Source organism: Lacticaseibacillus sp. 22 (assembly GCF_055413445.1).
Genome location: NZ_JBVAYD010000001.1, coordinates 240,349 through 266,893 on the forward strand (window position 1 = coordinate 240,349; position 26,545 = coordinate 266,893).

18 protein-coding genes and 1 other RNA gene are annotated in these 26,545 nt (G+C 47.8%); 3 read left to right on the forward strand and 16 right to left on the reverse strand.

Features of this window, described 5'->3' with window-relative positions; all coding sequences use genetic code 11:
• Positions 1-88: 88 nt before the first annotated feature.
• Complete coding sequence (locus tag ACWP87_RS01085) at positions 89-1,993, reverse strand: M13 family metallopeptidase (RefSeq protein WP_014569656.1); 1,905 nt, start codon at positions 1,991-1,993, stop codon at positions 89-91.
• A gap of 366 nt (positions 1,994-2,359) precedes the next feature.
• On the opposite strand from ACWP87_RS01085, the gene ACWP87_RS01090 reads away from it, so the two are divergent.
• Positions 2,360-3,373, forward strand: a complete 1,014-nt coding sequence (locus tag ACWP87_RS01090) for a lipoate--protein ligase (protein ID WP_014569657.1) — start codon at positions 2,360-2,362, stop codon at positions 3,371-3,373.
• A gap of 77 nt (positions 3,374-3,450) precedes the next feature.
• On the opposite strand, the gene ACWP87_RS01095 is transcribed toward ACWP87_RS01090, so the two are convergent.
• The 6 genes from ACWP87_RS01095 to ACWP87_RS01120 all read right to left on the reverse strand — a co-directional run bounded on the left by ACWP87_RS01095 (position 3,451) and on the right by ACWP87_RS01120 (position 7,871).
• Positions 3,451-3,678 carry a hypothetical protein gene (locus ACWP87_RS01095; RefSeq protein ID WP_005685882.1) on the reverse strand — a complete coding sequence of 76 codons (228 nt, stop codon included), beginning with the start codon at positions 3,676-3,678 and terminating at the stop codon, positions 3,451-3,453.
• A gap of 215 nt (positions 3,679-3,893) precedes the next feature.
• Positions 3,894-4,829: a phosphoglycerate dehydrogenase gene (locus ACWP87_RS01100; protein ID WP_014569658.1), complete on the reverse strand. Its 936-nt coding sequence runs from the start codon at positions 4,827-4,829 to the stop codon at positions 3,894-3,896.
• A gap of 11 nt (positions 4,830-4,840) precedes the next feature.
• Positions 4,841-5,980 carry a THUMP domain-containing class I SAM-dependent RNA methyltransferase gene (locus tag ACWP87_RS01105; RefSeq protein WP_014569659.1) on the reverse strand — a complete coding sequence of 380 codons (1,140 nt, stop codon included), beginning with the start codon at positions 5,978-5,980 and terminating at the stop codon, positions 4,841-4,843.
• A gap of 483 nt (positions 5,981-6,463) precedes the next feature.
• Positions 6,464-6,829, reverse strand: an RNA gene (gene rnpB / locus ACWP87_RS01110) — RNase P RNA component class B.
• A gap of 12 nt (positions 6,830-6,841) precedes the next feature.
• Positions 6,842-7,240, reverse strand: a complete 399-nt coding sequence (gpsB, locus tag ACWP87_RS01115; protein ID WP_005685886.1) for a cell division regulator GpsB — start codon at positions 7,238-7,240, stop codon at positions 6,842-6,844.
• A gap of 55 nt (positions 7,241-7,295) precedes the next feature.
• Positions 7,296-7,871 (reverse strand): SLOG family protein, encoded by a 576-nt coding sequence (locus ACWP87_RS01120; RefSeq protein WP_014569660.1) that lies wholly within the window; start codon positions 7,869-7,871, stop codon positions 7,296-7,298.
• Positions 7,872-7,937: 66 nt separating this feature from the next.
• Between ACWP87_RS01120 and recU the strand changes: the two genes are divergently transcribed.
• Both recU and ACWP87_RS01130 read left to right on the forward strand, forming a co-directional pair.
• Positions 7,938-8,564, forward strand: a complete 627-nt coding sequence (gene recU, locus ACWP87_RS01125) for a Holliday junction resolvase RecU (protein WP_014569661.1) — start codon at positions 7,938-7,940, stop codon at positions 8,562-8,564.
• Positions 8,557-10,866 carry a PBP1A family penicillin-binding protein gene (locus ACWP87_RS01130; protein WP_015764954.1) on the forward strand — a complete coding sequence of 770 codons (2,310 nt, stop codon included), beginning with the start codon at positions 8,557-8,559 and terminating at the stop codon, positions 10,864-10,866. Before recU ends, ACWP87_RS01130 begins: the two co-directional genes overlap by 8 nt.
• Before the next feature lie 118 nt (positions 10,867-10,984).
• Here ACWP87_RS01130 and ACWP87_RS01135 read toward each other — a convergent pair whose 3' ends face one another.
• From ACWP87_RS01135 to ACWP87_RS01175, 9 genes are all read right to left on the reverse strand, one after another.
• Complete coding sequence (locus ACWP87_RS01135; RefSeq protein WP_005685890.1) at positions 10,985-11,449, reverse strand: deoxycytidylate deaminase; 465 nt, start codon at positions 11,447-11,449, stop codon at positions 10,985-10,987.
• Positions 11,446-12,096, reverse strand: coding sequence for an endonuclease III (gene nth / locus ACWP87_RS01140; RefSeq protein WP_005685891.1), 651 nt, complete (start codon positions 12,094-12,096; stop codon positions 11,446-11,448). The genes ACWP87_RS01135 and nth overlap by 4 nt, the downstream gene beginning before the upstream one ends.
• Before the next feature lie 54 nt (positions 12,097-12,150).
• On the reverse strand, positions 12,151-12,771 hold the full coding sequence (locus ACWP87_RS01145) for a DnaD domain-containing protein (protein ID WP_005685892.1): 621 nt from the start codon (positions 12,769-12,771) through the stop codon (positions 12,151-12,153).
• A 54-nt stretch (positions 12,772-12,825) separates the two neighbouring features.
• A complete protein-coding gene (gene asnS, locus ACWP87_RS01150) occupies positions 12,826-14,124 on the reverse strand; it encodes an asparagine--tRNA ligase (protein WP_005685893.1) in 1,299 nt (432 codons plus the stop codon).
• Positions 14,125-14,147: 23 nt separating this feature from the next.
• Positions 14,148-15,323, reverse strand: coding sequence for a pyridoxal phosphate-dependent aminotransferase (locus ACWP87_RS01155; protein ID WP_005685894.1), 1,176 nt, complete (start codon positions 15,321-15,323; stop codon positions 14,148-14,150).
• 52 nt (positions 15,324-15,375) lie between these two features.
• On the reverse strand, positions 15,376-15,867 hold the full coding sequence (locus tag ACWP87_RS01160) for a cell wall elongation regulator TseB-like domain-containing protein (protein ID WP_005685895.1): 492 nt from the start codon (positions 15,865-15,867) through the stop codon (positions 15,376-15,378).
• A 274-nt stretch (positions 15,868-16,141) separates the two neighbouring features.
• A complete protein-coding gene (locus ACWP87_RS01165; RefSeq protein ID WP_005685896.1) occupies positions 16,142-18,943 on the reverse strand; it encodes a helicase C-terminal domain-containing protein in 2,802 nt (933 codons plus the stop codon).
• A gap of 43 nt (positions 18,944-18,986) precedes the next feature.
• A complete protein-coding gene (gene addA / locus ACWP87_RS01170) occupies positions 18,987-22,697 on the reverse strand; it encodes a helicase-exonuclease AddAB subunit AddA (RefSeq protein WP_005685897.1) in 3,711 nt (1,236 codons plus the stop codon).
• Entirely contained in the window at positions 22,694-26,233 is a 3,540-nt protein-coding gene (locus ACWP87_RS01175; protein ID WP_005685898.1) for a PD-(D/E)XK nuclease family protein, read from the reverse strand. Before ACWP87_RS01175 ends, addA begins: the two co-directional genes overlap by 4 nt.
• Between the last annotated feature and the right edge of the window lie 312 nt (positions 26,234-26,545).

A 26,545-nucleotide genomic window follows, 5' to 3' on the forward strand; every position in this document is an offset into this window, starting at 1 on the left:
CAGTGTTCGCTCACCTAATCCGCTTGACCGTGAAGATGATACTTTGATCCAAAAAAGCATCGGCTCAAGTGAGCCGATGCGGATGGTGCTACCAGATTTGAACGCGTTTTTCCGGCGGTAAGTACATGCCATCGCCTGGTTGAACATCAAAAGTTGTATACCAATCATCTAAATTGCGCGGTTGGATGTTGGCCCGTAATTCATGGGGTGCGTGGACATCGACTGCTAACAACATCTTGGCGCGCTCTAAACGAGACTTCGAACGCCAAATGCGCGCCCAATTGATGAAGAATGCGCGTAAATCAGCATCCTTTTCCCGTTTAGCCGTATCCAACGCCGCTGCTAATCCGCCGGCATCGGCAATATTTTCCGAAACCACTAATTTGCCGTTTACTTTGCCGGCTGCCGTTTCCAGACCGTCAAATTCGTCAATCATGGCTTGGGTCAATTCATGGAAGTGATCAAAATCGGCTTTTTGCCACCAGTTGGCCATGTTGCCGTACTCATCGAACTGGGCACCATTGTTGTCGAATCCATGAGAAATTTCGTGCGCAATGACCGCGCCAATCCCGCCAAGATTTTCCGAAGCGGTTTGCTTTAAGGAATAAAATGGTGCCTGTAGAATGGCGGCTGGGAAAGTAATGTCGTTTTTGGACGGATCATAGCTGGCATTCACCAAGTGTCCGGGCATGTTCCATACCGTGCGATCAACGGGTTTCGTCAGTTTATCAAAGTTATACTGTACTTGCACCTTGCGCATGGCAAATAAGTTTTCTAGCAATGAGCGATTGGGATCAACATGGAGCAGATCGTAAATGGCTTCAGGATGATCCGGATACCCCATTTTTAATACCATCTTATTTAACTTAAGAATGGCTTTGTCTTTCGTTGGCTGAGATAGCCAGTCAGAGTTAGCTAAGCGCTGTTTGTAAGTTGCAATCATCTTTTCAACTAGCTGGGTGACATCGGCTTTTGCTTTTTCCCCAAAGTAGGTCCGCCCATAATAAATGCCAATTGGTTCGCTGAAGTACCGGTTGGCGACCCGATAAGCATGCTTAAGCTGATCAGGCGATTTCGGTGCACCAGATAATGCGCGGTTATATGTACCGCTCAATTGCCGCAATGGTTCGCTCAAGAAGCCGGCCACGTCACCTAGCGTCATGACATAAAGCCAGTCGCGATAAAGCTTGAAGTTGGCTTCATTAAATAACTGGTCAAATTCATTCAAAAAGCGCGGATCCGCAACAACAATTGTTTCCGGCACATTCTTGAAAATCGTCTTTAAGAGGTTTTCAAAATTAAACGGCTTGAGCTTCTCAATGACCGTGCTAGTTGGCGTTGGGTTATAGGCCTTAGGATAATCGGCCCATTCTTCAGAACTCTTGACGTGCTTGGCAATTTCGGCATCAAACGCCAACGCGCCTTCCAAAGTGGCCTTTTGTGCGGCTTCGTCCAAATCAGTGTACGCCAACAGTTGCTGCATCATGTCTTTGAAAATGCCAAGCAATTGCGCGCCATTTTGATTGTCCTTAGCGTAATAAGACGTATCCGGCAAAATCGTTTTTGGCCCCATCAGATTAATCACATTTTTGCTGGTATCTTTCATGTCGGCATCAACAAAAAAGTTGAATGGCGGATCGATTAAATGCTCCTGAAGCAAATTAGCAGCGCGTTGGTTGTAATCCGCCAGGTCTTTAATGCCCTTCACCAGGTTTAAGCGCGGTTCAGCCGGGGCAAATCCGGCAGCGTCCCGCGTTTTAAAGTCCTTAGCCTGTTGATACAGCGTTACTGCCTGGGCAAAATACTTGTCAGGTGCCTGCTTTTTGCCATCTGAAACCGCGGCAAAGTCAGCCATCATCTTCTCCTCGACTTCATCGGCAAGATCCTGAAACCCGCCGGTACTACTTTTGTCGTCAGGAATAACCGCTTGTTTCATCCAAGCACCGTTCACTGCTTGATATAAATCGTCTTGATAGCGTACTTCACTTGTCATTAAAAAGCTCCTTTCACCATGAAACGTTATGTCATAATCTTAACGCACTTCTCATTTTCTTGCACGACTGATTCACGTTTCAGTGCAATAGGACGCAATAAATTCTAATTTGGCCTTAGGTTTTTCTCTTTTAATGAAAGCGTGCCGAGTATTAAAGTCGGCGGGACAAAATTGGATCGCACAGCGAGTTAGATTGGCAAAATAGATTGTTGTCAATCGAAATCGCTTTCTTTTTGGCGCATAACTCGTTAAAATAGGCCATGTACTAAGTCAACGATCGACTAATCGTGTCAGTCGTTACTGGATAACGCGTTTGCTGGCACCTGCTGAAGCTGTCAGCCGATGCTCATAGGAGGATGTGCAAGGATGTATTATGTCATTATGAAGTCTCACGATATTCGTGAAAACTTGGCGACTGAGCAATATCTGATGAATGCCAAGCAGTTTGATGAACCACTGCTGCTTTTTTATTATGAAAAGCCAAGCGTGATTGTCGGCCGTAACCAGAACACGCTGGAAGAGTTGAATCAAAAGTATGTTGAAGATCACAATATCGTTGTGACACGTCGGCTTTCCGGCGGCGGCGCAGTGTATCACGATTTGGGTAATTTATGTTTTTCATTTGTGGTCGATAGTAACTCCGAAGAATTTGGTGATTTCAAGTCCTTCACGCAGCCGATTGTTGATGCGATTCACACGCTGGGTGCGACAAGTGCCGAAGTTTCAGGTCGCAATGACATGCTGGTTGACGGGAAGAAGTTTTCCGGCAGCGCAATGTATACCCGCAACGGTAAGACATTTTCGCATGGCACTTTGATGCTGGATGTCGATATGAGCGTCATCCCTAATGTGCTCAACGTTCCTGAAGATAAAATCAAGAGTAAAGGAATTAAATCCGTTAAGAGTCGGGTTACAAACTTGCGGCCTTATCTGGATAAAAAATATCAGAATCTGACGGTGCCGGAATTCCGGGATATTTTATTGACCCGTCTGTTCGGTGTTGACGATGTGGCCGCCATTAAAGATAAGGAATACCATGTGACGCCAGAAGATGAAGTTGAGATTAAAAAGATTTATGACGATGTTTATAATAACTGGGATTGGGTTTACGGTCATAGCCCAGAGTTCACCACTAAGAAACGTAAGCACTTTGATTATGGGACGATCGATGCGCGGTTTGACGTGAAAGATGGCAAAATTGCCAACGTTAAATTTTACGGTGATTTCTTCGGCCCACAGGATGTTAGTGATGTTGCGGCAGCTTTAAAAGACAAACCGTACACATCTGAAGCGGTTAAGAAAACTTTAGATGCAATTGATACAAACGCTTATTTCACCAACATCCCTAAAGAAGACGTCATTAATTTATTAGTTCCTTAAGCACATTCAGACTTATTTTTCTATAAAAAGGGGCAGCCATTTGTCGGCTGCCCCTTTTTGATCATTCTTGCAAACAATCAATTATATTTAACCTGGCTAATTGCATATGCCTGGATTCGTTTGGCTCCCCGCCCAGTTTCAACGGTAATGACACCGCGTTCGTTATAAGGCTTAACGGTTGCAGCCTCGATATCAACGACGCGACCCTTTAAGCGATGGCGATCAATTGTGTTAATTGCCACCTCCTGTTGCGTGTGCAAAGCATCTTGAAGCAAGTTGGTAATTTCTTCTGGGCGTTGTGCCATAAGAATTCCTCCTTCATCTTAATGGTTAGCATGCGTCCATCCAGCTAACAGCATGGATCAAGGAAAGTTGCGCTGCGAATTTCCTTGAAACTGGCTCTTGCTGACAGACGTATTCGGTTGGGGATACTGTCGCAATCTGATTTGCAATCGGCGTCACTTAAAACGCGCGATTGAAAACGATTACGATTCCAGTATAACGATTCTGCGGCAAAATTTCAGTAGCCGCGGCTAAGATCAACTTGGTGACTGGCTAACTGACCGCTTGCTATCAAGGATTGGAGGTTATCATTAAAAATTTTAAAAACCTGATCACGCAGATGTGGCACGGTGCCGGAAATGTGCGGCGTCAATAAAACATTGTCCATGTCCCAAAGTGGCGAATCTTGTGGTAACGGTTCAGGATCAACGACATCCAAGGCTGCGGCTCGTAACTGCTGGGTCTGAAGTGCCTGAACCAACGCCGGTGTATCGACCGAAGCACCGCGGCCAATATTGATAAACAACGGCTGATTTTGAAGCCCGGAAAAGAATTCTGAATTATAAAAATGCTTGGTGGCAGAAGTTAATGGCAATGCATTAATAAGGATATCGGCGTTTTGAGCGGCTGTGTGTGCGTTAGCGTCTGTAACGACTTCCTCAAACCCGGCAGCAGGACGGCCGTGTGCACTCACGCCAAGCGTATGCAGACCCAGTGCATGTAATTTTGTCGCAATCGTTGAGCCGATATGGCCAGTGCCAAAAATGACCGCGGTTTGGCCTTTTAACAACGTCATTGGCGGCCGTTGCTGACGGAAAGTCCACATCTGGCGACCGGCGCGAACCGGTGGTAGAATGCCGCGGCTGATCGTAAATAACACGCCAAGGACATATTCAGCAATCGGTTCGGCATGAATACCACTCGTGTTTGCCAATAATACCTGATGTTTAGCAAAGTCAGCCAGCGGTAGATAATCGACTCCGGCAGAAATAGCCTGAACAAAGCGCAGGTGATCGAAATTCACTTGCGCAGATTGATCGTGCCATCCATAAACAACGTCAATTTGCTGGGCGGTTGCTTGATCTAACTGATTGTCGTCAATCACCACGTGCCCTGCTTTTTCTAAGACTTGTCGTTGCTCAGGTTTGAGATTAAAACTATTTAAAATTTTCAAGGTGTGCCTCCTTACTTGTTATGATGCCAGTTAGGCTTGCCCCAGTATTGGAAAAGATCGGTTCGAATGGTGCCATTGTACAACTTTCGCCGTTTGGTTGCTTGACTGCCATATGCTTTTTCAAATCCCATATCACTGGTCAAAATGTACTTGCTCCAAGTCGTCAACGGCGCAAAGGCTTGGCCCATTTCCTTGTAAAGTTGGCGCACCATGGCCTGATCGCTAAGCCGCTTCCCATAAGGCGGGTTGGCAACAATGACCCCGTTTTCCTTGGTGGTGCTAAAATCCTTGACGGCTAATTGCTTAAAGCGAATGCTATGCAGTAAGCCCGCTTGTTGCGCATTCAGCTTAGCCATATCAATCATATCGCCATTAATGTCACTAGCCTGAATATCCAGCTCACGGTCAAAATCGGCGGCGTCCATCGCCTGATCCTTGGTTGTTTGCAAGACGGATTGATCAAAAAAGCCGAAATCTTCAAACGCAAAGTGTCGTTGTAATCCCGGTGCCAGATGATGGCCAATCAAAGCGGCTTCAATTGCAATCGTGCCAGATCCGGTCGTGGGATCGACAAACGGCATATCAGGATGCCAGTTCGTCAATAAGACAAGCGCTGCAGCAAAGTTTTCCTTCAGTGGCGCCTCGCCTTTTGCAATCCGGTAACCACGTTTGAACAAACTAGGTCCGGTTGTATCTAGCGTCAGGGTTGCAACGTCTTTTAGAATGGAGACTTCCAGTGGATAAGTAGCGCCGGTTTCCGGCAATCGCGTGGTTCGATGATAGACTGCGGACATCTTTTCGACAATTGCCTTTTTGGTGATGGCTTGAACATCGGGCTCAGAATGCAGTTGGGAACGAACAGCCCGCCCTGCAACTGGGAACGCAGCGTCTAACGGCAAAAAGTTATCCCACGGTAATGCCTTAACGCCTTCAAATAAATCGTCGAAGGTGCGCGCTTTAAACTGACCGATGACAATTTTGATCCGATCAGCGCTGCGCAACCAGACATTGGTCAACGCAATCGTTTGGTCATTACCCTCAAAATAGACTTTGCCATTTTCGGTGCGGGTTTGAATACCCAATGCCTTCAGTTCTTTCGTGGTAACCGACTCAAGGCCAGCCGCCATTGTTGCGACAAGTTGATAGTTCATAGCATGAGTTCCTTTCAAAATTGTGAGACGAGATTAGTCATTCAAGGTTAGTTTAACTTTTTATGTACGTTATGGCGATTGTTGAGGGGCATAACTTTATCGTTGCGGTTAAGGTTGAGGTTGAGTTTGGATGGTGGTTTAGGCGTGGATGGTCAGAAAGTGTTCGGGCTTTGGCTAATGGAAGTGACTGTTGGCCGATGCTGCTCATAAACGCGCTCACAGGCCCAGAAACCTGCACATAAGGACTTTGACCCCTAAATGGCCAAAGAAAGTTTAGACATTGGTCAGTGAAATAGAAGTTGGCCGATGCTGCTCATAAACGCGCTCCTCAGCGCAGAAGTCTGCGTGTAAGGACCTTGAGACTAAATGGCCAAAGACCAGCCATTTAGTCTCAAGGCCACTTACACTCCGACTTCTAACCGCGCTGGCTCGCGCTCTCAAAAAAACAGCCCGGGTTTCCCCGGGCTGTGCCTGCATGTAGATCCCTATAAGCCATGTTTTGTTCCAGAACCTGTTCAGGCGCGGGTTCCTTCAGTCATCATCTATCTCAGCGTTGCCGCTGTATTGCCGTCGCTTCAGTTTGCTTGGCAAAACGCCCCTACCAAAAGTTTGGGTTACTCGCTCGCGGGGTTTACCCGTTCCACCGTTCAGGTTTCCCTGAACGTTTCGTCACTGTGGCACTTTTCAGACCTACTGACGCATAACCGAAGTCTTAGCGTGGTTGGCCGCCGTAACCGTTCTCACGGTCCCTAAGCTTATTGGGCTTAGCACGAACACTACAAGCATCGCAGCTTGTGCGGGCATGGACTTTCCTCAGCCTGCAGATGCAGACCGCGATCACTCAGGATCTACATGTGATCATTAATACTGGTCAACGTCGGAATGGTTGCTGTCGTCGCGGTTATCAACACTGCCGCTATCTGACAGTTTTGAACCGAAAACATGCCGTTCCAAATTACTCAGACGTTTAAGAATATCATAATTTGTTGCCGCAGCATTGGTTTGCGGTGTTTGTGCGCTGACATTCTTGGAAACACTCAGCTGTTTGGTCAGCTCATCGACCCGGCTAAACAGCTTTGCATTTTCTTCTTTCAACCGATCAATTTCATTGGTGAAAGCTTCATAGTCACGAATGATGCCGTCTAAGAATTCATCGACTTCATCCGGATCATAGCCACGAACCTTGTTTTTGAACTTCTTGTCCAAAATATCTTTAGGCCCGTACTGGATACTAAATTTTGTTTCTTTGTTACTATCCATTCCGACACACCTCATTGTTTTCATGGAACCAGACTACTAATTAGCTTACCATATCTCAATCATTTTGAAAATGCTCATTTTCAGCTTCGGCCAATTCTTCGGATGTTTCTTGTAAATCATCCATCGTAATCAGTGTTACCGGATAATCACGTCGATTAGCCATGTCTTCGGCGGCACGGTAATCCCACTGCGGTTTTCCGGGAAATTCCGGATCATAGACAATCACCGCCGCATCTGTGTGTGCCGTCATAAACCGCGTATAACCTTGAAGTTGGGCGGGCTTTTGATAAGGTGCTTGTGAGACTGCATCAGAGAAATCAACTTGCTGGCGTAACGCAGCCAGTTGGGCCTTATTGTTGTCATTCCACTGACTACCAAAATCGGTAAATGGCAACATCATCGCAATTTTAAACCCAGGATAGAGCGGTTTAAGTGTTAAGGCAACTTCGACTGACCACTGTTCAACCCCCAGTTGACCGCCTGTAATCAGCCAATTGAGCCCTTCGTCAAGAAACTGGGTCAGTGTGTTTTTTAATGAAGTTTTAAGGACTTTCAGTTTTGGATCCTGAGCCCCAAAAACATTGAGCTCATAGGCACGGTAACCAGTTATCCATAACCTTTTTCCTGCCATGATTTCCCTCCAATCATTAGGCCAACGCGCTTGATATTGGTATAATAGCGCCAGGAGTGTGATCGCATGACCATTCGTTATCCCAATGGTAATCCATACAAAGACGGGACGCAATTTTCACCAGACGCAGTGTCGCGCCCTACCATTTATGGCGGACGCGGGATGACTTTAGAAGAAGAACTTAACCTCAGCAATCAGTATTATCGTAGTATCGACAAGGCCGTTGTCTATAAGAAGCCGACGCCAGTGCAGATTGTGAAGGTTGACTATCCTCGCCGAAGTCAGGCAGTTATCCGTGAAGCCTATTTTAAGACGCCTTCCACAACTGATTATAATGGTGTGTATCGCGGGTATTATCTTGACTTTGAAGCCAAAGAAACCAAAAATAAGACCAGTTTTCCGTTAAAAAATTTCCACCAACATCAGATTGATCATTTTCGGCGTTGCTTAAAACAAAACGGTATCTGTTTTGTTGTGATTCGGTTTGCAACGATTAGGCGGCTGTTTGTTTTCCCGGCAGGACGGCTCATTACCTGCTGGGATCAGCAAAGCGTAGGCGGTCGTAAATCGATTCCTCTAACCAAGATCATTCAACACGGATTTGAACTTCATCCGCAATTGCAGCCAGTTGTCCCATTCCTTGATGGCGTTGACTGGCTGATAGAAACGAAAGTAGGTAATGTACGTGGCTAATAACCAAAACATGTCGCGAATGGCACGACGCCGCGAAGATAAACAGTCAAAAAGCCCTAAACCCCCCAAGAAATTATGGCGGCGGATTTTAAAATGGACCTTGCTCGGTTTGCTTCTCATTTTCATTGCTGGTGTCGGGTTATTCTCCTGGTATGCAAAAGATGCACCTGAAGTCACCCAAGCAAAACTCGAATCTGGCGGATCCAGTACGATTTATGATCGTAGCGGTAATGAGATTACAACGCTTGGGCTGGAAAATCGCGACTATGTCAAAGCTTCGGAGATTCCGCAACAACTTAAAGATGCGGTTGTTTCAATTGAAGATCGCCGCTTTTACGATGAGAAATTGGGCATTGATCCTGTCCGTATTCTCGGTGCTGCTTTTAACAACATGACCGGAACCGGTGACGGCTTGCAAGGTGGCTCGACGTTGACACAACAGCTCATTAAACTATCTGTTTTCAGCACAAAATCGTCTGATCAAACATTACGCCGAAAAGCTCAGGAAGCCTGGCTAGCCATGCAGGTTCAACAAAAGTACAGTAAAGATCAGATTCTTGAATATTATATTAATAAAGTGTTCATGAATTATGGTCAGTACGGGATGAGCACTGGGGCTAAGTTTTATTTTAATAAATCGCTCAAAGATCTGAGTCTTGCACAAACGGCTTTCATCGCCGGCCTGCCGCAAAGTCCGGCTGGCTACGACCCTTATGAGTACCCGCAAAAAGCGACTCAGCGGCGTAATGCAGTCATTGATGCCATGTTACGCGATAAGAAAATTACGGCTGCTGCCGCCAAGCAAGCTAAAGCCACACCGATTACTGATGGTTTACAGCCAAAACAACAACAGACAAACACAACCACCAATGATAAAGTGATTGATTCTTACTTGACGCAGGTGATTGCAGAAGTTAAGAAGAAAACCGGCTTGAATCCTTACACGGACAATTTGGATATTTACACCAATATTGACATGAGTGCCCAAAAACGGCTCTACGATATCGTCAATACCGATGATTATGTCAGTTTCCCGGATGATGCCTTTCAGACCGGCGTCACGATGACAGATCCGGATAACGGACAGGTCTTAGCGCAAATTGGCGGCCGTAAAACCGGCGATGTGCGGTTAGCATACAACCGGGCAGCGCAAAATACCCGTAGTAATGGATCGACAATGAAGCCGCTCATGGATTATGGTCCTGCTATTGAATATCTTAACTATTCGACTTATGAACAAATGACGGATGAACCATACAAGTATCCTGGGACCACGATTTCGTTATATGACTGGGACAAGAAGTATCAAGGTCGGATTTCCATGCGGACGGCGCTTGAGCAGTCCCGCAACATTCCAGCCGTCAAAACCTTGAGTGCAGTCGGTATGACGAATGCCGTGAAGTTCTTAAAGGGACTGGGTATCGACTTACCTGCCTCAGAACAATATCTTTCCAGTGCGATCGGGGCATCGGTCAACACGGTTGAAGAAGCCGGAGCGTATGGGGCCTTTGCCAATGGCGGCACTTATTACAAGCCTTATTACGTCAATAAAGTCGTTAGCGCCGATGGCAACACCCAAACATTTAACAGTCAAGGAACCCGGGCGATGAAGTCCAGTACCGCTTATATGATCACGGATATGCTAAAAGGCGTGTTGACAAAAGGAACAGGAACATCGGCGGCTATTTCCGGCCTTTACCAAGCTGGTAAGACTGGGACGACCGATTATAGCGATGAAGAGCTCAAGCAGAATCCGGCCCTAAACGCTACAGGCATTGCCAAGGACGCATGGTTTACGGGCTATACCCGCAATCGGGTCATTTCAGTCTGGACCGGTTATGATAAGCCGACTTCTCATGGGATCAGTTATGCTGAGCAAACCGTTTCCCAGAAGATCTATAAGGCACTGATGAGTTATACCTCCCAGAACCTTGATAATAAGGATTGGACAAAGCCGGATACAGTTGAGTCGTACAATATTCTAAAAGGCAGCAATCCCGGCACAGCGATTACGAGTGGCTCAGCCAACACCACGAAGGAGTTGTACGTTCGTGGTCATGGACCAAGCAGTCATAAAGCAGTGGCTGAATCATCATCTTCTTCCAGTGCCAGCTCTGAATCCAGTTCCTCAAAAGAATCCAGCTCAGAAAGTTCAAATGCTGTTTCCGCCAGCATCGCGTCACATGCGACATCTTCCAGTGTTTCTTCTACTGCGCCTAGTTCCGCAGCACCTTCAAAAGAAGAAACAAGTTCCAGCAGTGAGCCTGTCTCATCTGCTGGTGGTCCTGGTGGTAATCAATAAGATTTATTCACGTGATTTGACCATCAAGAGTTTTCCCTGATGAGGATTGCCGGACATCATTAAAAAAGCACCGCTACCGATTTGAGATGGTCAGTAGCGGTGCTTTTTATATGTGAAACTAAGCTTGCTGTTCTAGATGAACCACGGCCACATGGTGCTGTGCCAATAACGTTTCGCCATACGGATCATTGCGATAGTCATGCGCATACACAACACGCTTAATGCCAGCCTGGATCAAGGCCTTTGTACAATTCAGACATGGGAAAAAGTTAACGTAGACGGTTGCGCCATGGGTACTGACCCCATTAGCCGCACATTGAATGATGGCATTCATTTCGGCATGTATGGTCCGAATGCAGTGACCATCACGCATTAAATGACCGGCCTCATCACAATGCGGATCACCACTAATCGCGCCGTTATAACCGGTCGCAATGATCCGATGTTCCTGAACCAAAACTGCCCCCACCGTTGCGCGCTCACAAGTTGAACGTTCTGAAACCTTTTTGGCGAGTTCAAGAAAATAATGATCCCAGCTTTCACGGTGAACCGTACGCTTGGATGGCATAATGGCATCTGTCAATGTTCTTCCCCCTTTAATGGCGCGTAATGGGTAGCCAGAAACGTCCATTCCGGTCCGGATGGTGGCTGTGGGTCTCGCGCGCGTAAATGTTCACGGCCGAATCGAATCAAACTGCGGTGAAGTTTGATCCAGGTCGATTTTGGCATCAAAGTTTCAAGTCGGCTTTGGATTTGAACCGGTGTTGCTTTAGGTGAAACCAGGCCCAATCCTTTCACAATGCGACTAACATGAGTATCAACTGCCACGCCCGGTATGCCAAAAGCATCGCTGAGGACCACAGTGGCGGTTTTTTTACCAACTCCTGGTAATTTGACCAAGTCAGCTGCATTGGCTGGCACCTGACCGTCATATTTTTCAACTAAAATAGCACTCAACGCTTTTAAATGCGCCGCTTTAGTTCGATATAAACCAAGACGACTGATTTTTTTGGCAATATCGGTGACTGAAGCAGCAGCCATTGCCGCGGGCGTTGGATACGCGGCAAATAGTTCGGGCGTAACCGCATTAACGGCTACATCCGTTGTTTGCGCCGAAAGCATCACTGCCACTAGAATCTGAAAAGGATTTTGCGCGTGTAATGTCGGCTGTGGGTCAGGATACAACGCCATAATTTGCTCGAACAATTGTCGGGCTTCTGAATCAGTCACACAGGTTCCCCCTTTTAAAATCGGTTTGATTATGATTCCGGTACTGCCTAATAGTTAAAGTTCTTGATGACGCTTGAGCTCGGCTTGAACCTGTTGCGCGGTTTTAAGATGCCGTCGTTCCCAATTCAGCAAAATGCGATCCATGTACTTCAGTGAATACGCGGCATTCAAAACGGCTTCACGTAGCGCCAATAAGATTACTTCTGGCAAGTAGTGATCCGTCGTTAACCAGTCGCGAATCGTTTCCTGTTCAATTGGTGAAAGTGGTCGGCCAAATTCAATTTCAATTTGATTAAAGACATTCGTTTGCGCATCGGCATTTGGTTGGGACATTACGCTGCTATGGCTTTTTTGGTTTGTCGGTATCTTCGCCAGCAACGGCGTGAGATCATAGTGGTCGCGCATTTTACCCTGACCATCCGGAATGCTTTCAAGAACAATCGCCTGTTTTTGAATCAACGTTTCAATTGCTGTATAGATTGCATTGGGTGCGACGTTCATGCGCGCTGCCAATGCCTTAAGATCAGGGGCTTGATGATGCTTGGATTGCCACTGATCAATGAACAGATACGTTATAAACTCGGTTTGGGTCAGTCCTAACGTAGGATAGTCATCAAACAGCAGATTAGAAACATTAAACTGTCCCGCTTCGATGTACCGTTTTAAATCAGTCATGATAGGAATCCTCCAAAAAAAGCCGGCGCGTTGGCGTCCGACTTTTGGTTGCCATTACGGCTTTAGGCGATTGATCATTCGTGGGAATGGGATGGCTTCGCGTAAATGATCCAACTTGCAAATCCAGGTAATGGCGCGTTCAAGGCCCAAACCAAATCCGGAATGCGGTACTGAACCGTACTTGCGTAAATCCAGATACCATTCGTATTCATCTAAATCAAGGCCGGCCTTTTCAATGGCAGCTTTGAGCTTGTCATAATCGGTTTCACGTTCCGAACCGCCGATGATTTCGCCGTAACCTTCTGGTGCTAGCATATCGGCGCAGACATATTGCTGCTCATCTTCCGGGTCCGTTAACATGTAGAACGGTTTGATGGCTTTAGGATAATTCAACACAAAGACAGGCTGATCAAATTGATCTGACAGATACGTTTCTTCCGGCGAGCCAAAATCATCACCGTATTTGACGTCCATCCCTGCTGCCTGCAACATTTCGATTGCCTTTTTGTAGCTGATGCGTGGATATGGCAGCTTCGTATACTTTTTGAGTACTTCCGGATCGCGGCCTAGCAAATGTAACGGATAGGCGCAGTTATCCAATACCGCCTGCACCATATAGGCAACATAACGCTCTTGAACTTTTAAACTCTCTTCTTGATGGCAAAACGCCATTTCCGGTTCGATCATCCAAAACTCGGTCAAATGCCGGCGGGTCTTACTTTTTTCTGCCCGAAATACCGGTCCGCACGTGAAGACTTTACCATAGGCCATTGCCCCTGCTTCAGCATACAACTGACCGGATTGGCTAAGATAAGCTTTCTTGTCAAAATAGTCAGTTTCAAAAAGTTCGGTTGTGCCTTCAGGTGCCGAATCAGTCAAGATCGGCGGGTCCATTTTGATAAAGCCTTCATTGTTAAAGAATTCAAACGTGGCGCGAATCATTTCGTTACGAATTTGTTGAATCGCAAATTGGCGCTTTGATCGTAACCAAAGATGGCGGTGATCGAGCAGGAACTCAATGCCATGCTCTTTAGGCGTAATCGGATAGTCGTGTGAATCCCCGACAAGCTCAATGTTGCGGACTTCGATTTCGTAGCCAAAATGACTGCGGCTATCTTGGTGAATGACGCCGGTGATCCACATGCTGGACTCTTGACGTAATTCCTTTGCCAGCTGAAAGACCTCATCTGGCACGTCGGCTTTAGAAACAACGCCTTGAAAATACGCGGAACCATCGCGTAACTGTAGAAAGGCAATCTTTCCGGAGCTGCGTTTATCGGTTAACCACGCCCCAATTGTTACTTCTTCGTTCACATGTTCTTTTGCATCAATAATGCGAATCTTTTCCGTCATGCGTTAACTCCCCACTTCAATAATTATTTACCAACAAACTCCCGGATACGCCGGGCGGCCTCTTTCAGACTGGCCAAATCTTTACAATAACTAATCCGCGCATGATCCGGCATGCCAAACGCCCGTCCAGGAACAATGGCAACCCCGGTTTCGGTCAACAGTGCACTGATAAAATCATCAACCGTACCATAATGACTCAATTGAGCGGCACGCTTAATATTCGGGAAAAGATAGAAGGCGCCTTGCGGTTTATCTCCCATATCGAAACCGGGAATATCTGCCAGAAGATCATAGAAAAGATTCAGCCGTTCTTCAAAAGCACGGCGCATCTTTTCAACAACCTGCTGATCGCCAGTTAAAGCTGCCACCGCGGCGTATTCGGAAACTGCTGCCGGATTAGAGGTCGTGTGGCTAATAAAGGTCGCCATGGCCTGAATCAGCTTTTCCGGACCGGCCGCATAACCAATCCGCCAACCCGTCATCGCATATGACTTGGAGACGCCGGAAATTAAAACAGTATTCGCTGCGATATCGGGATCGATACTAATCATTGAGGTGTAAGTCGTACCGTTATAAATCAGATCTCGGTAAATATCGTCAGTCACTACCAAAATATGATGCTTCAGCGCCCAATTGCCAATTAAGGTCAGTTCCGTGCGATCATAGACAACGCCACTTGGGTTTTGTGGCGAATTGATAATCAATGCCCGGGTTTTATCGGTCCGAGCCGCCTCAAGATCATCGACACTGACTTTATGTCCGACTGCCGGCATGACCAGATGTGGCACGCCGCTCGCCAATTTAATCTGTTCCTCGTAGGAAACCCAGTATGGAACAGGAATCAGCACCTCATCGCCTGGGTTTAAGAAAACCTGAAATAAGGCATACAAAGCAAACTTAGCGCCGGTGGTTGCAACGATTTGACGATGATCATAACGAATACCGTCTTGGGCAAATATCCGGTCACTAATCGCCTGCTTTAATTCCGGAATACCGGTTGCTGCCGTATAGAAACTGGCATTACCAGCCTGAATCGCCGCAATAGCTGCGTCATCAATCGCCTTAGGGGTTGAAAAATCTGGTTGGCCAATAGACAAATCAATGACGTCGGCACCTTTTGCCTTTAAGTCTTTCGTCTGATTACTTAAGGCCAATGTCGCTGACGGTGCGACGTTGAGGATTCTTTTTGCTAAATGCACGACTGCGCCTCCTACAGCTTCGGCACCATTGCGGCTACCGAATCATTTTTAATTATAAATTTTTGATCGCGTTCAATTGTTCGCCGCTGCGAAAACTGTACGTCACGTAGTTCAGTTTACCAGACTTTGACAGATAGCCAATATCCCAGACAAATTCCGATCCTCTTTTACCCAGTGATGCATTCAGAATTTTCTTGGGAGCGCTGGTTTGGGTCACCTGTTGAATGGCTTTTTGCCGGGTAATACCGGACTTTTGGTTTAAAATCGTTACCTTGCCTGTCTTTTTCTGAATCACGACGTAAACCGACTGATTCTTCTTGGTTTGACCGGCAACGGTGAGATAACTCTTATCACGGTTGTACCACCAGAAGCCGTTCACGTTTTTTAAATCAGCCCGATTGGTAGCAATTTTTTCCGCTTGGTCGCGCAATTGTTGGTAAGGTGACAGACTCTTGGCATAAATTCCGATGGCAGCGATGATGAGAACAATCAGGCCACCGATAAATAAGAATTTGGCCCAGTCGAAACGACGGTGATGACGCATCGGTGCTCCCCTCCTTTTGTTGGGTATGGTTGGTTGAGAATTAGGTGATGATAAGCCAATGCTGTTCGTGAACGCGCTCACAGGCCTAGAAACCTGCGCATAGGGGTCTTGATTCCAAATGGCCAAAGTGTGGTAAACTCGGGCAACTTTTTGGTGTGTTGACCGATACCTTTCGTAAACGCGCTCATAGGCCCAGAAACCTGCACATAAGGACCTTGATTCCAAATGGCCAAAACCCGGCCATTTGGAATCAAGGCCACTTATGTTCCGGTTTCTAAACGGGCCTGTTCGCGCTCTTGCTTCTTAACCACATTCTAATGTACCCCGGAATATCGGTGAGTGGCAATGTCATTGGTTTAATATTTGGTAAGGATTTTTGCATTTTCTTACCATACGCGGTGGTGATGAAGCGTGGATCGAGGATGATGAAGGCGCCGCGGTCGGTTTCGGTGCGGATGAGGCGGCCGAAGCTTTGACGCAGCCGCAAGATCGCACGCGGTAGGGCATCTTCTGTGAACGGATCGCCGCCGCTTAATTGAATCTGACGGTATCGGGCTTTGGTGATCGGCGCTTCAGGCGCATCAAAGGGCAACCGCGTTAAAATGACGATTTCAAGCAGTCGATCGGGATAATCAATGCCTTCAAAAAAGCTTGCTGCCCCTAAGAGTAAACTTTGCTCGCCAACTGCAAACCGTTTGGCAATTTTTTCCGCTGAACCGGTGACACCTTGAGCCAATAGCTCTTTGTGCCCGGCAATTGGTCGATGGATCAAACGTTGGTAGACGGCCTCAATGACGGATAAAGAATTAAATAAGACAATCGTTTGATATTGATTATCCGCCAGTTGTTCAATGGCCATCGCTAAATAATCAGCGTAGGCATCATCCGAGACGTCCGCGGCATGAGGAGCATCTGTTGCCACTAAAACCTTGGCCTGATCGCGATAATGAAATGGACTGCGGAGTTTTAAGAAGCTGGATTCCGGTAATTCGTGATAGCCTAATTGGGCAGTTAGAAAATCAAATGAACGCTCAGCCGTCAAGGTGGCACCGACGAATACTGGCGCTTCAAAATGATGAATCAGTTGCTGAACGGCAGATCCGACTTGGAAAACATCCCAACTTAATTCCAGACTCGCCACATCGGTAATCTGGCGTAAATTAACGGACATAATCACCGCCTGCCCGGCAATTAAATCCGGCAACCGGCTTAGTAACTCTTGAAGAAGCTGACGATGATCTGCCAAGGCGATTCGCAGCGCTGCTAACGCTTGAAACTGCTGCCCATCGCTTTTTAAGAAGAAATGCGGTCGGCGGTTAAAATCAGCGGTTAATTTGTCAGTTGTGACCGTCAGCCTCCCAAGAACTTTAATGAGCGATTTGATGGTGGCCGTTTGTGTCTGTTCGAGCCACTTGGCCGCTGCTGAATCCAAACTTAAGTTCACAAAACCTGAAGCTGCAGTTGTTTTGCCAAAGAAGAAGTGGCGATGGATCTGACGCTGCAAGGTATTCACAGCCGTCTCGGCAGTGGCTGCCTGTTGATTCAGTTGCTGTAACACCGTTAGCATGGCAGGTTCACTTTGATAAATCGCTGTCAATGAATGCCGTTCGTCTGGTTCACTCAATTGCCATACACGATGCAACTGATGATTTAAGTGGTCAAGCGCCACCCGCCGTGCAAACGCGGCAGCAGTATTGTCGGCAAAGTGCTGCGCCTCATCGACTACTAGAAATGGCCGTTTAAATGGTAACGTGTCTGCATGCCGTGAAAGAAACGCGTGGTTTGTTACCACCACCACTGCATCAGCCAGTTTAGCCTGCAGCCGCCGATAAAAATCGAACGTATAAAAAGGATTGATGAATGGCGTGCCAACATCACCGGAATGCCGGATTTCAGCAAACAACGGCGCGCGATAAGTGGTTAAATGCAGCTCATCTAAATCCCCTGTCGTTGTTTGAGTCAGCCATACCAGTAATTTCATTTGCAACAGTTGGGTTTGGCGAGTCGGTCCTTCTTGGTGAAGACTAGCAGCAAATTTATTGAGATCAAGATAATGCTGGGGACTTTTCAGCTCAACCGTGGGTAACGTGCGCCCAAGCAAGGCATCAAGTTCGGGAATGGCTTGCGTTATCAGCTGCGTTTGCAAAACCAGGGTTGACGTTGCCACAACCAACTTTTGCTCAGGTGTGGCAAGGTAAGCATAAGGCAGTAAATAGCCCAATGTCTTCCCCAAGCCAGTCCCTGCTTCGATGAATAATGGTATTTCGGTTTTTTGCGCATGCGTGAAAATGGCATCCATCATCTTGGCCTGTGCTTTACGAAAGCGATAGCGCGGCTGTAGCAGATGTTTTTTGGCTAGTTCGGTTGCTGGATAAGCGCCAGCCGTTGCCAAATCGGTTGGTGTAGTCGTCGGCCGACGTAACACCAATGGCCCGACCTGAACAAATTCTTTTTTTAACGGTCTGGGGGGTGACGCGATCATTTTCAGATAATCACCGGTTTCGCGAATAAAGCCATCGTGACGCTGAATCAAGGCCTGTTGCGTTGGTGTCGGTAAGGCCTGAAAGCGCGCCTTTAGTTGCAACAGTAGTTTCGCGGTACTGGTAGCGTCACTATCGGCTTGATGCGGGTTGTCATGTTGGATCGCAAAATGAGTCGTCAAATCACTGAGTCGAAAACTGCTGATTTCTGGAAGTAACACCTGTGCCAACTCAACAGTATCAATCGCCTCAAGCTGTAATTTTGGTAAACCGATACGCTCAAACTCTGCATTTAGAAACGGATAATCAAAATTAACATTGTGCGCCACAAAGACCGTCTTAGTTAGCACTTGGTGAAGCGCGGGCGCTACCTCATCAAAATACGGCGCCGCGACTAACCGTTCAGGGCTGATTCCGGTCAACCGCTGGATCGTCTGCGGGACTGACCGATCCGGGTTGATCATTTGTGAAATTGTTTGAATGATCTTGCCATGGCGCACCAAAGCACAACCGAATTGAATCATACGGTCGCCGTCCTTGACACTGGTTCCGGTTGTTTCCAAATCAACCACAGCAAAAGTGGTGTCAGCATTCATGAACTTTTAACCATTCCTGTCTAAACATACTGCATCTATCATACTATTTCCCTGTTGACTCTGCTACTAAATCCACAATCGTTCCTGTTCGTAACAAGACCAGATAACGATGGGTAACCGGCTTGGGTTGAAGTTGCGTCAAGGCCTGAGCGTATAAGTTCAGTTGGCCACGATAACGCGCCACTAATTTTGCCGGATCGGGCTCGTGATCGGTTTTATAGTCAAACAACGTGACACCATCGGCCTCAGTTACATAACCGTCCATGATCCCGTGAACCAAAACATCCTCGCCGGGGTCATTTTGTAAAATCTCAAACAACTGATTGGCAGGCAACAACATGGAAAACGGCACTTCCCGTTGCACCTGTTGCGGCTTAGCTTGCAATAACTGTCCTAGATCGGTTGCAAAAAAGCGCACCAAAGCAGTTAGGTCAATCCGCTTGGCAACCTCTGTCGGCATGACCCCGGTGGTTATCAAGTGGTGTCGCAAGGCTTCTAGACTGTTTAGCGTAATCGGTTTGGTCAGGTCAACCAATTGGAGCAATAAATGCGTCGCCGTTCCAATCGCAGCAGCATTCCCACCACCGTAAGTTTCGGTCAAAAATGCCGGCGCACCTAAATCGTGTAGCGGCGGTTTCGGCCCTAAAAATCGGTCGGCACTCACTAGTTCCATCGTATCCGGATCGTCAAAAGCCCGCTTGATTTCCGAAACACTTTGAAAGCCTGCCGTTGTCGTGGCAGCTTGGAATGGATACTGCGTGGCAAACCATCCTGTCAGCTCAATTGCCGGTGCATCTGTTTTGGCTGGCGTTTTGGTCGCCGCTCCGACTTTAATTTGCGGATGGGTCTCGATTGCAATCGAAAACTCGGTTGGATCAGCTACCAAGGCCGGTTTGACGGTGGTTTCAGTCAGTCCTTTGACTTGCGGATGACGAATGAGGGCCGGTCCGATCCAATCCAGATAATTCGTTGCCGCCCCGCGAATTTGCGGTGCAAGCGTGAGCTGTTCACCTTCCGCGGCCTTGGCCCACTTGGCAACCGTTTTGTCAGCCGAAGTTAATTGCTGCCCGCTCATGGTTGCGCCAACAACATAGAGGCGTTGCTGGGCACGCGTCAACGCCACATACAAAAGACGCATTTCTTCAGCCAATGTTTGATTTTGTCGAGCGGCTTTGGCGGCTTGGTATTGCGGTAACTCATATTCCACCCGGGTTTGCGGGTCAAGCCACTTAATACCGATCCCATTTTTAGTCAAAATTGCCGGTCCGCTTTGATCGCGACGGTTAAAGTGTTTGTTCGTTTGTAAGACAAAAACAACCGGAAACTCAAGCCCTTTACTCTTGTGAATCGTCATCAATTTGACGGCATCGTTATCCGGATCAACCTGAGCCGGTGTGGCAAGGTCCTGATCCTGCTTTTGCATCAAGGTAATGAAATGAATGAAGGCAAACAAACCTTTAAAGCCGCCAGATTCATAAGTCCGAGCACGATCAACCAAGGCAAGTAAATTTGCCTGGCGTTGACTGCCGCCAGGGGTGCCGCCAACATAATCGAGAAAGCCGGTTTCCTGATAAATTGCCCACAACAATGTCACGAGATCATTTTCCCGGGCCAGATCGCGAAAATGATTGAGTTGGTCCAAAAATGTGGTCAACGTGGCGTGAGTGCGTTTAGCCAGCGGCGTTGTCGGTGTTCCGGTGAGAAAAGCGGTCACCGCGTCATAATAAGGTACTTGTTTGGCTGCCAATCGAATCAAGGCTAACTGATCAGCTGAGAGGCCGACAATCGGCGAGCGCAAAACCGCAACTAACGGAATATCTTGCTTAGGATTATCGATGATTTTGAGGAGTGCCAGCATCACCATCAATTCCGTCGTCTTGAAGAAATTCTTGGTATCAGCCACGAATAATGGTACGCCGGCTGCGGCAAATTGGGTTTGAATGAGGCTGTTTTGGGTGGTTTGGCGTGTTAAAAGCGTAATATCGCGATACCGGATACGCCGATATTGCTGGTTGGCACGATCCCATAATTGTGCATCGGGATCCTGAACTAACCGCTGGATCTCGGCAATGACCATTTGTGTTTGACCGGTTGCAACATCCAGCGGCTCGTCATCTTCATCGGTTGCAGACCAGTCCGAAGTCGCGTTGGTTTCGTCATCATCGTCCGAAGTCGCTTTGCTATATAGCATGACTTTGACCGCTGGGTGGCAATCGCCATAATCAAGCGCACCATACTTTAACGCAGCATTGTCGTCATAAGCCAAATCGCCGACTTCAGGATCCATAATCTGGCTAAAAATAAGATTGGTGAACGCCAAAACATTTTTAGTCGAGCGAAAATTTTCTGCCAAAATAATCCGTTCAGGCGCGGTGGGTGTTTCCGGATGACTTGCAAACGCCTGATATTTTTGAATGAATAACTGCGGGTCAGCTAAGCGAAATCCATAGATACTTTGCTTCACATCCCCGACCATAAAGCGATCGCCGGGGTCGGTTGTGCTGACGGCTGCCAGTAACGCTTCTTGTAAGGGGCTAATGTCTTGATACTCGTCGACCATCACCTCATCGAAACTGGCGCGATAATTGTCAGCAATCGGTGCGCCGGTTTGGGGATCTTTTTGCTGCAGGATTCGCAGTGCGTTATGCGCAATATCGCTATAGTCTTGCACATGCCGAACCGCCTTTTCTGCGGTCAGCGCATCTAAAAAGGTTAAGGCCACCTCCGTCAGCATGGTCATCATCGGTTGCACTGTGTGGAGTAAGTCGGTGATTTGCTCACTTGTTAAGGCAAAATCCGGTGCTAACTGATCCTGCCATATTTTTTTAGCGGCATCCCGCTGTTGTTTAGCCTCATTTTTGAGTGCTTTGTCGTCGTCGTCAAGACCTTTGCTGGCGCGAGACCACGCTAAAAAGTCATGCTGAACTAAGACCCCGCGAACCGCTTCATAGCTCGGCTTGGGGTTGTCTAATAAACTTTGTAACGGGTTCAAATCGGCTGTGATTTGTTGATGCCAGACTGGATTTGGCAAGCGGTTGGCCAGCTCATCCGCTTGCGTCAGCGTGGTGATCACTTGCATGAGTTTGCGTTTGGTTCGCGGCCAAATCTGGTGCGTGAAGGTCGCCGCCCAAGCTTCTGGTGCATAAGGCTTTGCCAGTTGTTGCAAGTAAGCTTTGGGATCGGTTGTGGCAGCAGCTTGGCGCATTAACTCGAACATTAAATCCTGAAGGCCACTATCATCCCGATCGCCGCTAAAGTTAGCGGTCAATTGCTCGAATTCCGCCGCTTCGTCACCAGCATAAAATTGTTCGCGCAAATCGTTCCAAACCTGTTCTTGCAACATATAGCGTTCAGTTTCATCGGTCAGTAACCGAAAACCCGGATCCAAATCGATGACATAGTAATAAGTTTGGACGATTTGCAAACTAAAAGCATCCAACGTACTGATTTTAGCCGCGTTTACCATGGCAATCTGGTTGGCCAGATGGCGCCGATCCTCAGCATTTAACTCATGTCGCTTGGCGGTCAGTGTTTGCTTCAAGGCAGTCTGAATCTTAGTCCGCATTTCCGAAGTTGCCGCTCGCGTAAAAGTCACGATCAACATTCTGGTAATATCGGCGTGCTGCTTGAGAATCTTTTGAATAATCCGTTCAACTAATACAGTGGTCTTGCCGCTGCCAGCCGAGGCTGATACCAACATATCATGGCCGTGATGGTTAATAGCTGCTTGTTGCGATGGGGTAAATTGCGTCATGACTGTGGATGCTCCTTTTCAGAATGCGGTATTTGTGTCGGGTCAGCGGTAAGGCGTCCAATCACGTCTTTACGCTTTAACTTAGGGACGTGATGGTAATGATCAAAACCGGTTGCAGGGTCAAACAGCATAATACTTTGATAGTCGCTGCGACTGACAATCGTGGAAGACTGGCCATATTGGAAAGGCTCAAGTGCAATATCCCCCGCAAGAATTTGCGTGGCTGCATCGATAATCAGCGCCTGATTGTGAGCCAAATAAGCCCGCAACGCCTCGGGAGTCAGGACGTTTGACTGATTCTGGTTGAAACTGCCATCTTTTTTAAAGCCAAGCGGGGCAATCTCACTACGACCGCCACTTTCCGGTGAAATGGTACGATCCACGGCCGCCAGCTCATCTCCGTGTTCGGCGACTAAGAAACCCAGATACTTGAAGGCTTTGAGTCGCTCAAGTGCCGGTTCCAATTCAGGCGTGTATTTGAGTTTAGGATCCTGCAAGTGAAAATACAGCGCCCCCGCCGGAACAAACGGTGGCTCTGCCGTCACGTTGGTCATTGCTTCAATGTAAGTCAGCATTTGCAAGGCAATGCCATAATAAGCGTCACTATCATCGAAGCGGCGTTGCCCACTTTTATAATCGACAATAATAAAACGCCGGGCATCAGGTTCGCGATAAATATCAAGCCGATCGATTTTACCGCGAACATTGACGCGACCCCCATGCGGCAACGGCCATGATAAGCCTGGCAGTCCCTTGGTATCGCCAATCCGGCCAAACTGCAGCTCGGTGCGCACCGGGCGGAAGCCGCTGCGTTGCTGTTGCTGGCGCATGTTGAGCAAAACCTGAATGAGCAGTCGACTTAAGCGCTTGGTCAAATAAGTCATGCGATACGTACTGCCGAGGATTTCATACCCCGGCTGTTTGGCAATCTCGGCAACCATCGGCGGTACAGCAGTCATAATCGCCGCGGGGTCAACATCGGCCAAGTTTTGTTGTTGATCACGCAAATGGGTTAAATATCGATCAAGCACGGCATGAAAAAGACTACCGGTGTCGGCTGGTGAAAGCTCAAATTCCGGGCGCGGTTGGAGCAGCAAACCATATTTAAGGAAATATTCGAAATGATTAAGATAATACGTCTCCAATCGCGACACGGAAACATTCATATCGCGGCCATAGAGTTGCACCGCCAGCTGTGGATCAAGGCGGCCAGGATCATTTTGATACGTCAAACTTCCGGCAAGGCGTTGGGCCAGGTTGGCTAAATCGGTTTGTTTCAATGCGCTTAACACACTTTGCCAAGCCAGACTCAGGGGTTGTTTTTGCTGCTGGGCATCACCGGCAGCCCGAATGAAGTCGCTTAACATTGCCCGCGGGCTGCCAAGGACAGATTTGACCGTTGTCGCGAGTGTTACCGGCGCCCAGGTTTCGGGCACGAGATGAAGCGCCCGTTTCAGTTGCTGAAAATAAGGTGACGCCTGATTTTCACTATTTTCTTGCGGGTTTTGCATGGGGTAACTTAACGTCAACGTCTCGCTGGCGGCCATAAAACCCAAATAGTTGATGAACGGGTCACCTAAAGTTGTTGTTGGGCCTTGCTCGGGTAAAAAGCGGTCATCTGGCAACTGTGCAGCTAATAATTGGCGCTCTTCACTGTTTAAAACGCCGTCATCATTAGGAACATCCGGCATGGCAGTGCTGGTGGCCCCAATGACAAAAATATGTTTTGCTTTGGCTAATCGGACTAACCCGGTTTCTGAAATCACGACCGCGTCAAGTGTGGCAGGAATCTGTGTGTAAGTCGCACTGGCAAAGCCGGCAGCAAGCAACTCATGAAATTGCTCGCGATTAAACTTAGCGTTGCCCAAAATGGTAACGTAATCATCCAGCAAAGCGGTAAATGTGGTCCATGCTTGTTCGTGCGCTCGGCTGCGAGCAAGTTCACCGGCTGCACTTGCTGCTTCTCGCCACGCGTTCAACTGGTCCACTACCCCGGTTTTCGTTAACCAGTGGTACAAACTTCGCGCAGCTTCAAGTCCGGTTTTAGCTGCCTGCCATTGTTTGAGTAAGGCCGGCACAGTTTGAGCCACCAGCGTTTTTATGGCATTGATTTGAGCGGTTTTATCGGCTTCAGGATCCATTTCCGTTTCATCAGCAGCGGGATTACGCTGAAAATACCGCCATGGTTCTGTCTGTGTCCAGCGTTTTTTACCTGCAATCCCCGTTCGAACCAAATGATTGTCGAGGGTATCGACGGCATCGCGATAATCTGCCACCGTCATCTCCTGCGGCAACAAAAGCTCAGTATGCAACAAGCGCATGATGTCTTGATACTGATAGTCATGATCCTGAATGGCAAATAGGCTTTCGATCAACACTACTAAGGGATGATCCTTCATCGGCCGCTGCAAGTCGGTAAATTGGGGAATCTGAAATTCAGCAAAAATAGCCGGAATGATCGTTGCATACGGATCCAATCGCCGCGCAAGAATCACAAAATCCCGATAACGTGCTCCGTTGCGAACCGCTTGATAGATAGATTGGGCCACATGCCGCAATTCCTGATAGGGATCAGTCGCAGTGGCTAAACGCACCTGATCGGCAACATTTGCGGGTGGCGTCGGCTGCGGTTCGATATTGGTATTAGCCTGCCACCAACTCGCCACCCGTCGCATGCCCAAGCTTAAGTGCCGCGGCTGAGCAAACTGATCTAGCCTAATGGGAACGCGCATCGTTTTGGCTTTTTGATACAAACGATGATAAAGTCGACCAGCTGGTAAAAAGAGATTAGGAGCAACAGGCGGTGTAGTTGGATAAGGCCGATCCAACACGAGGCCGATCGTCACTTCTGCGGCGGTTTCCAGCATCGTTTCCACCAGTGCTGACTCTGAAGCAGAAAATACGTTAAAATGGTTGAGATAGATAAACGTGTGGGTGAGATCATGGGTACGCATGGCTTGCTGCAGCCCACTTAGCAGACTGGCGGTTGTCGCATAAGGACCGATTTCTGCTTCATATTGATCAAGAATAATGCCTAAATCACGCAACTTAGCCCGGTGCCGATCGCCTGGTGTCAGAGCCGCAACGGTATTGGCTAAATCTTCAGCGGTAATCCGGCCAATCATGAGTTCACTCAATTGATCAGCAAGCTGTGTGACAAAACCAGTATGCTGAGCTTCTCCGGCATAGATGGTTAAGTCCGCTTGCCGTTCTGCAAGAATCTTGGCAACCAACATCGTATTGTTAGCTTGATCCAGCCGCGGTTGCTGATAAAGCGGCGTGTTTTTCAAATAAAACCAGGCCAACCGGGAAAAGGATAAGACCTGAACGCGACTTTGCACGTAAGTCTCCGAGTTCCCCTGTTGCAATTGGCGCAAGCGTTTGAGAAGATCAATTTCTGCTTCAAATTTAATATGGTTTGGTACCAGTAAAAAAAGCCGGTTTTGGGAATCAGCGGTAAGCTTTTCATGAATCATAGCCGCCATGGTTTGGGTATGATCCGTCGTTGCATCACCGAGAATAAACTGCAACCCCATGTGAAAACCTCCTAAGAAAAGTGAGCGCGAGCCGGCGCGGTTAGAAGTCGGAGTGTAAGCGGCCTTGGGCGTGATGGCCGGGCTTTGGCCATTGCGACCAAGGTCCTTACACGCAGACTTCTGCGCTGGGGAGCGCGTTATGGTATGAGCGCGAGCCAGCCCGGTTAAAACCTACCCCAACCCGCATGTTGCGATGTGAGAAAACCACTAGCACAGCAGCCCCAGTACAAAGACGACCTTAATTTTAATCGTCATTCTCTTAAACCACCTACTTAAAGGCTACCGCACCAACAAAAACAGTTTCACTATTTA

Bases quoted from the DNA above. Each gene is read 5' to 3' on its own strand.
- ACWP87_RS01085 (WP_014569656.1), bottom strand. From the start codon at position 1,993: ATGACAAGTGAAGTACGCTATCAAGACGATTTATATCAAGCAGTGAAC.
- ACWP87_RS01090 (WP_014569657.1), top strand. From the start codon at position 2,360: ATGTATTATGTCATTATGAAGTCTCACGATATTCGTGAAAACTTGGCG.
- ACWP87_RS01095 (WP_005685882.1), bottom strand. From the start codon at position 3,678: ATGGCACAACGCCCAGAAGAAATTACCAACTTGCTTCAAGATGCTTTG.
- ACWP87_RS01105 (WP_014569659.1), bottom strand. From the start codon at position 5,980: ATGAACTATCAACTTGTCGCAACAATGGCGGCTGGCCTTGAGTCGGTT.
- gpsB (WP_005685886.1), bottom strand. From the start codon at position 7,240: ATGGATAGTAACAAAGAAACAAAATTTAGTATCCAGTACGGGCCTAAA.
- ACWP87_RS01120 (WP_014569660.1), bottom strand. From the start codon at position 7,871: ATGGCAGGAAAAAGGTTATGGATAACTGGTTACCGTGCCTATGAGCTC.
- recU (WP_014569661.1), top strand. From the start codon at position 7,938: ATGACCATTCGTTATCCCAATGGTAATCCATACAAAGACGGGACGCAA.
- ACWP87_RS01145 (WP_005685892.1), bottom strand. From the start codon at position 12,771: ATGACTGATTTAAAACGGTACATCGAAGCGGGACAGTTTAATGTTTCT.
- asnS (WP_005685893.1), bottom strand. From the start codon at position 14,124: ATGACGGAAAAGATTCGCATTATTGATGCAAAAGAACATGTGAACGAA.
- ACWP87_RS01160 (WP_005685895.1), bottom strand. From the start codon at position 15,867: ATGCGTCATCACCGTCGTTTCGACTGGGCCAAATTCTTATTTATCGGT.
- ACWP87_RS01165 (WP_005685896.1), bottom strand. From the start codon at position 18,943: ATGAATGCTGACACCACTTTTGCTGTGGTTGATTTGGAAACAACCGGA.
- addA (WP_005685897.1), bottom strand. From the start codon at position 22,697: ATGACGCAATTTACCCCATCGCAACAAGCAGCTATTAACCATCACGGC.
- ACWP87_RS01175 (WP_005685898.1), bottom strand. From the start codon at position 26,233: ATGGGGTTGCAGTTTATTCTCGGTGATGCAACGACGGATCATACCCAA.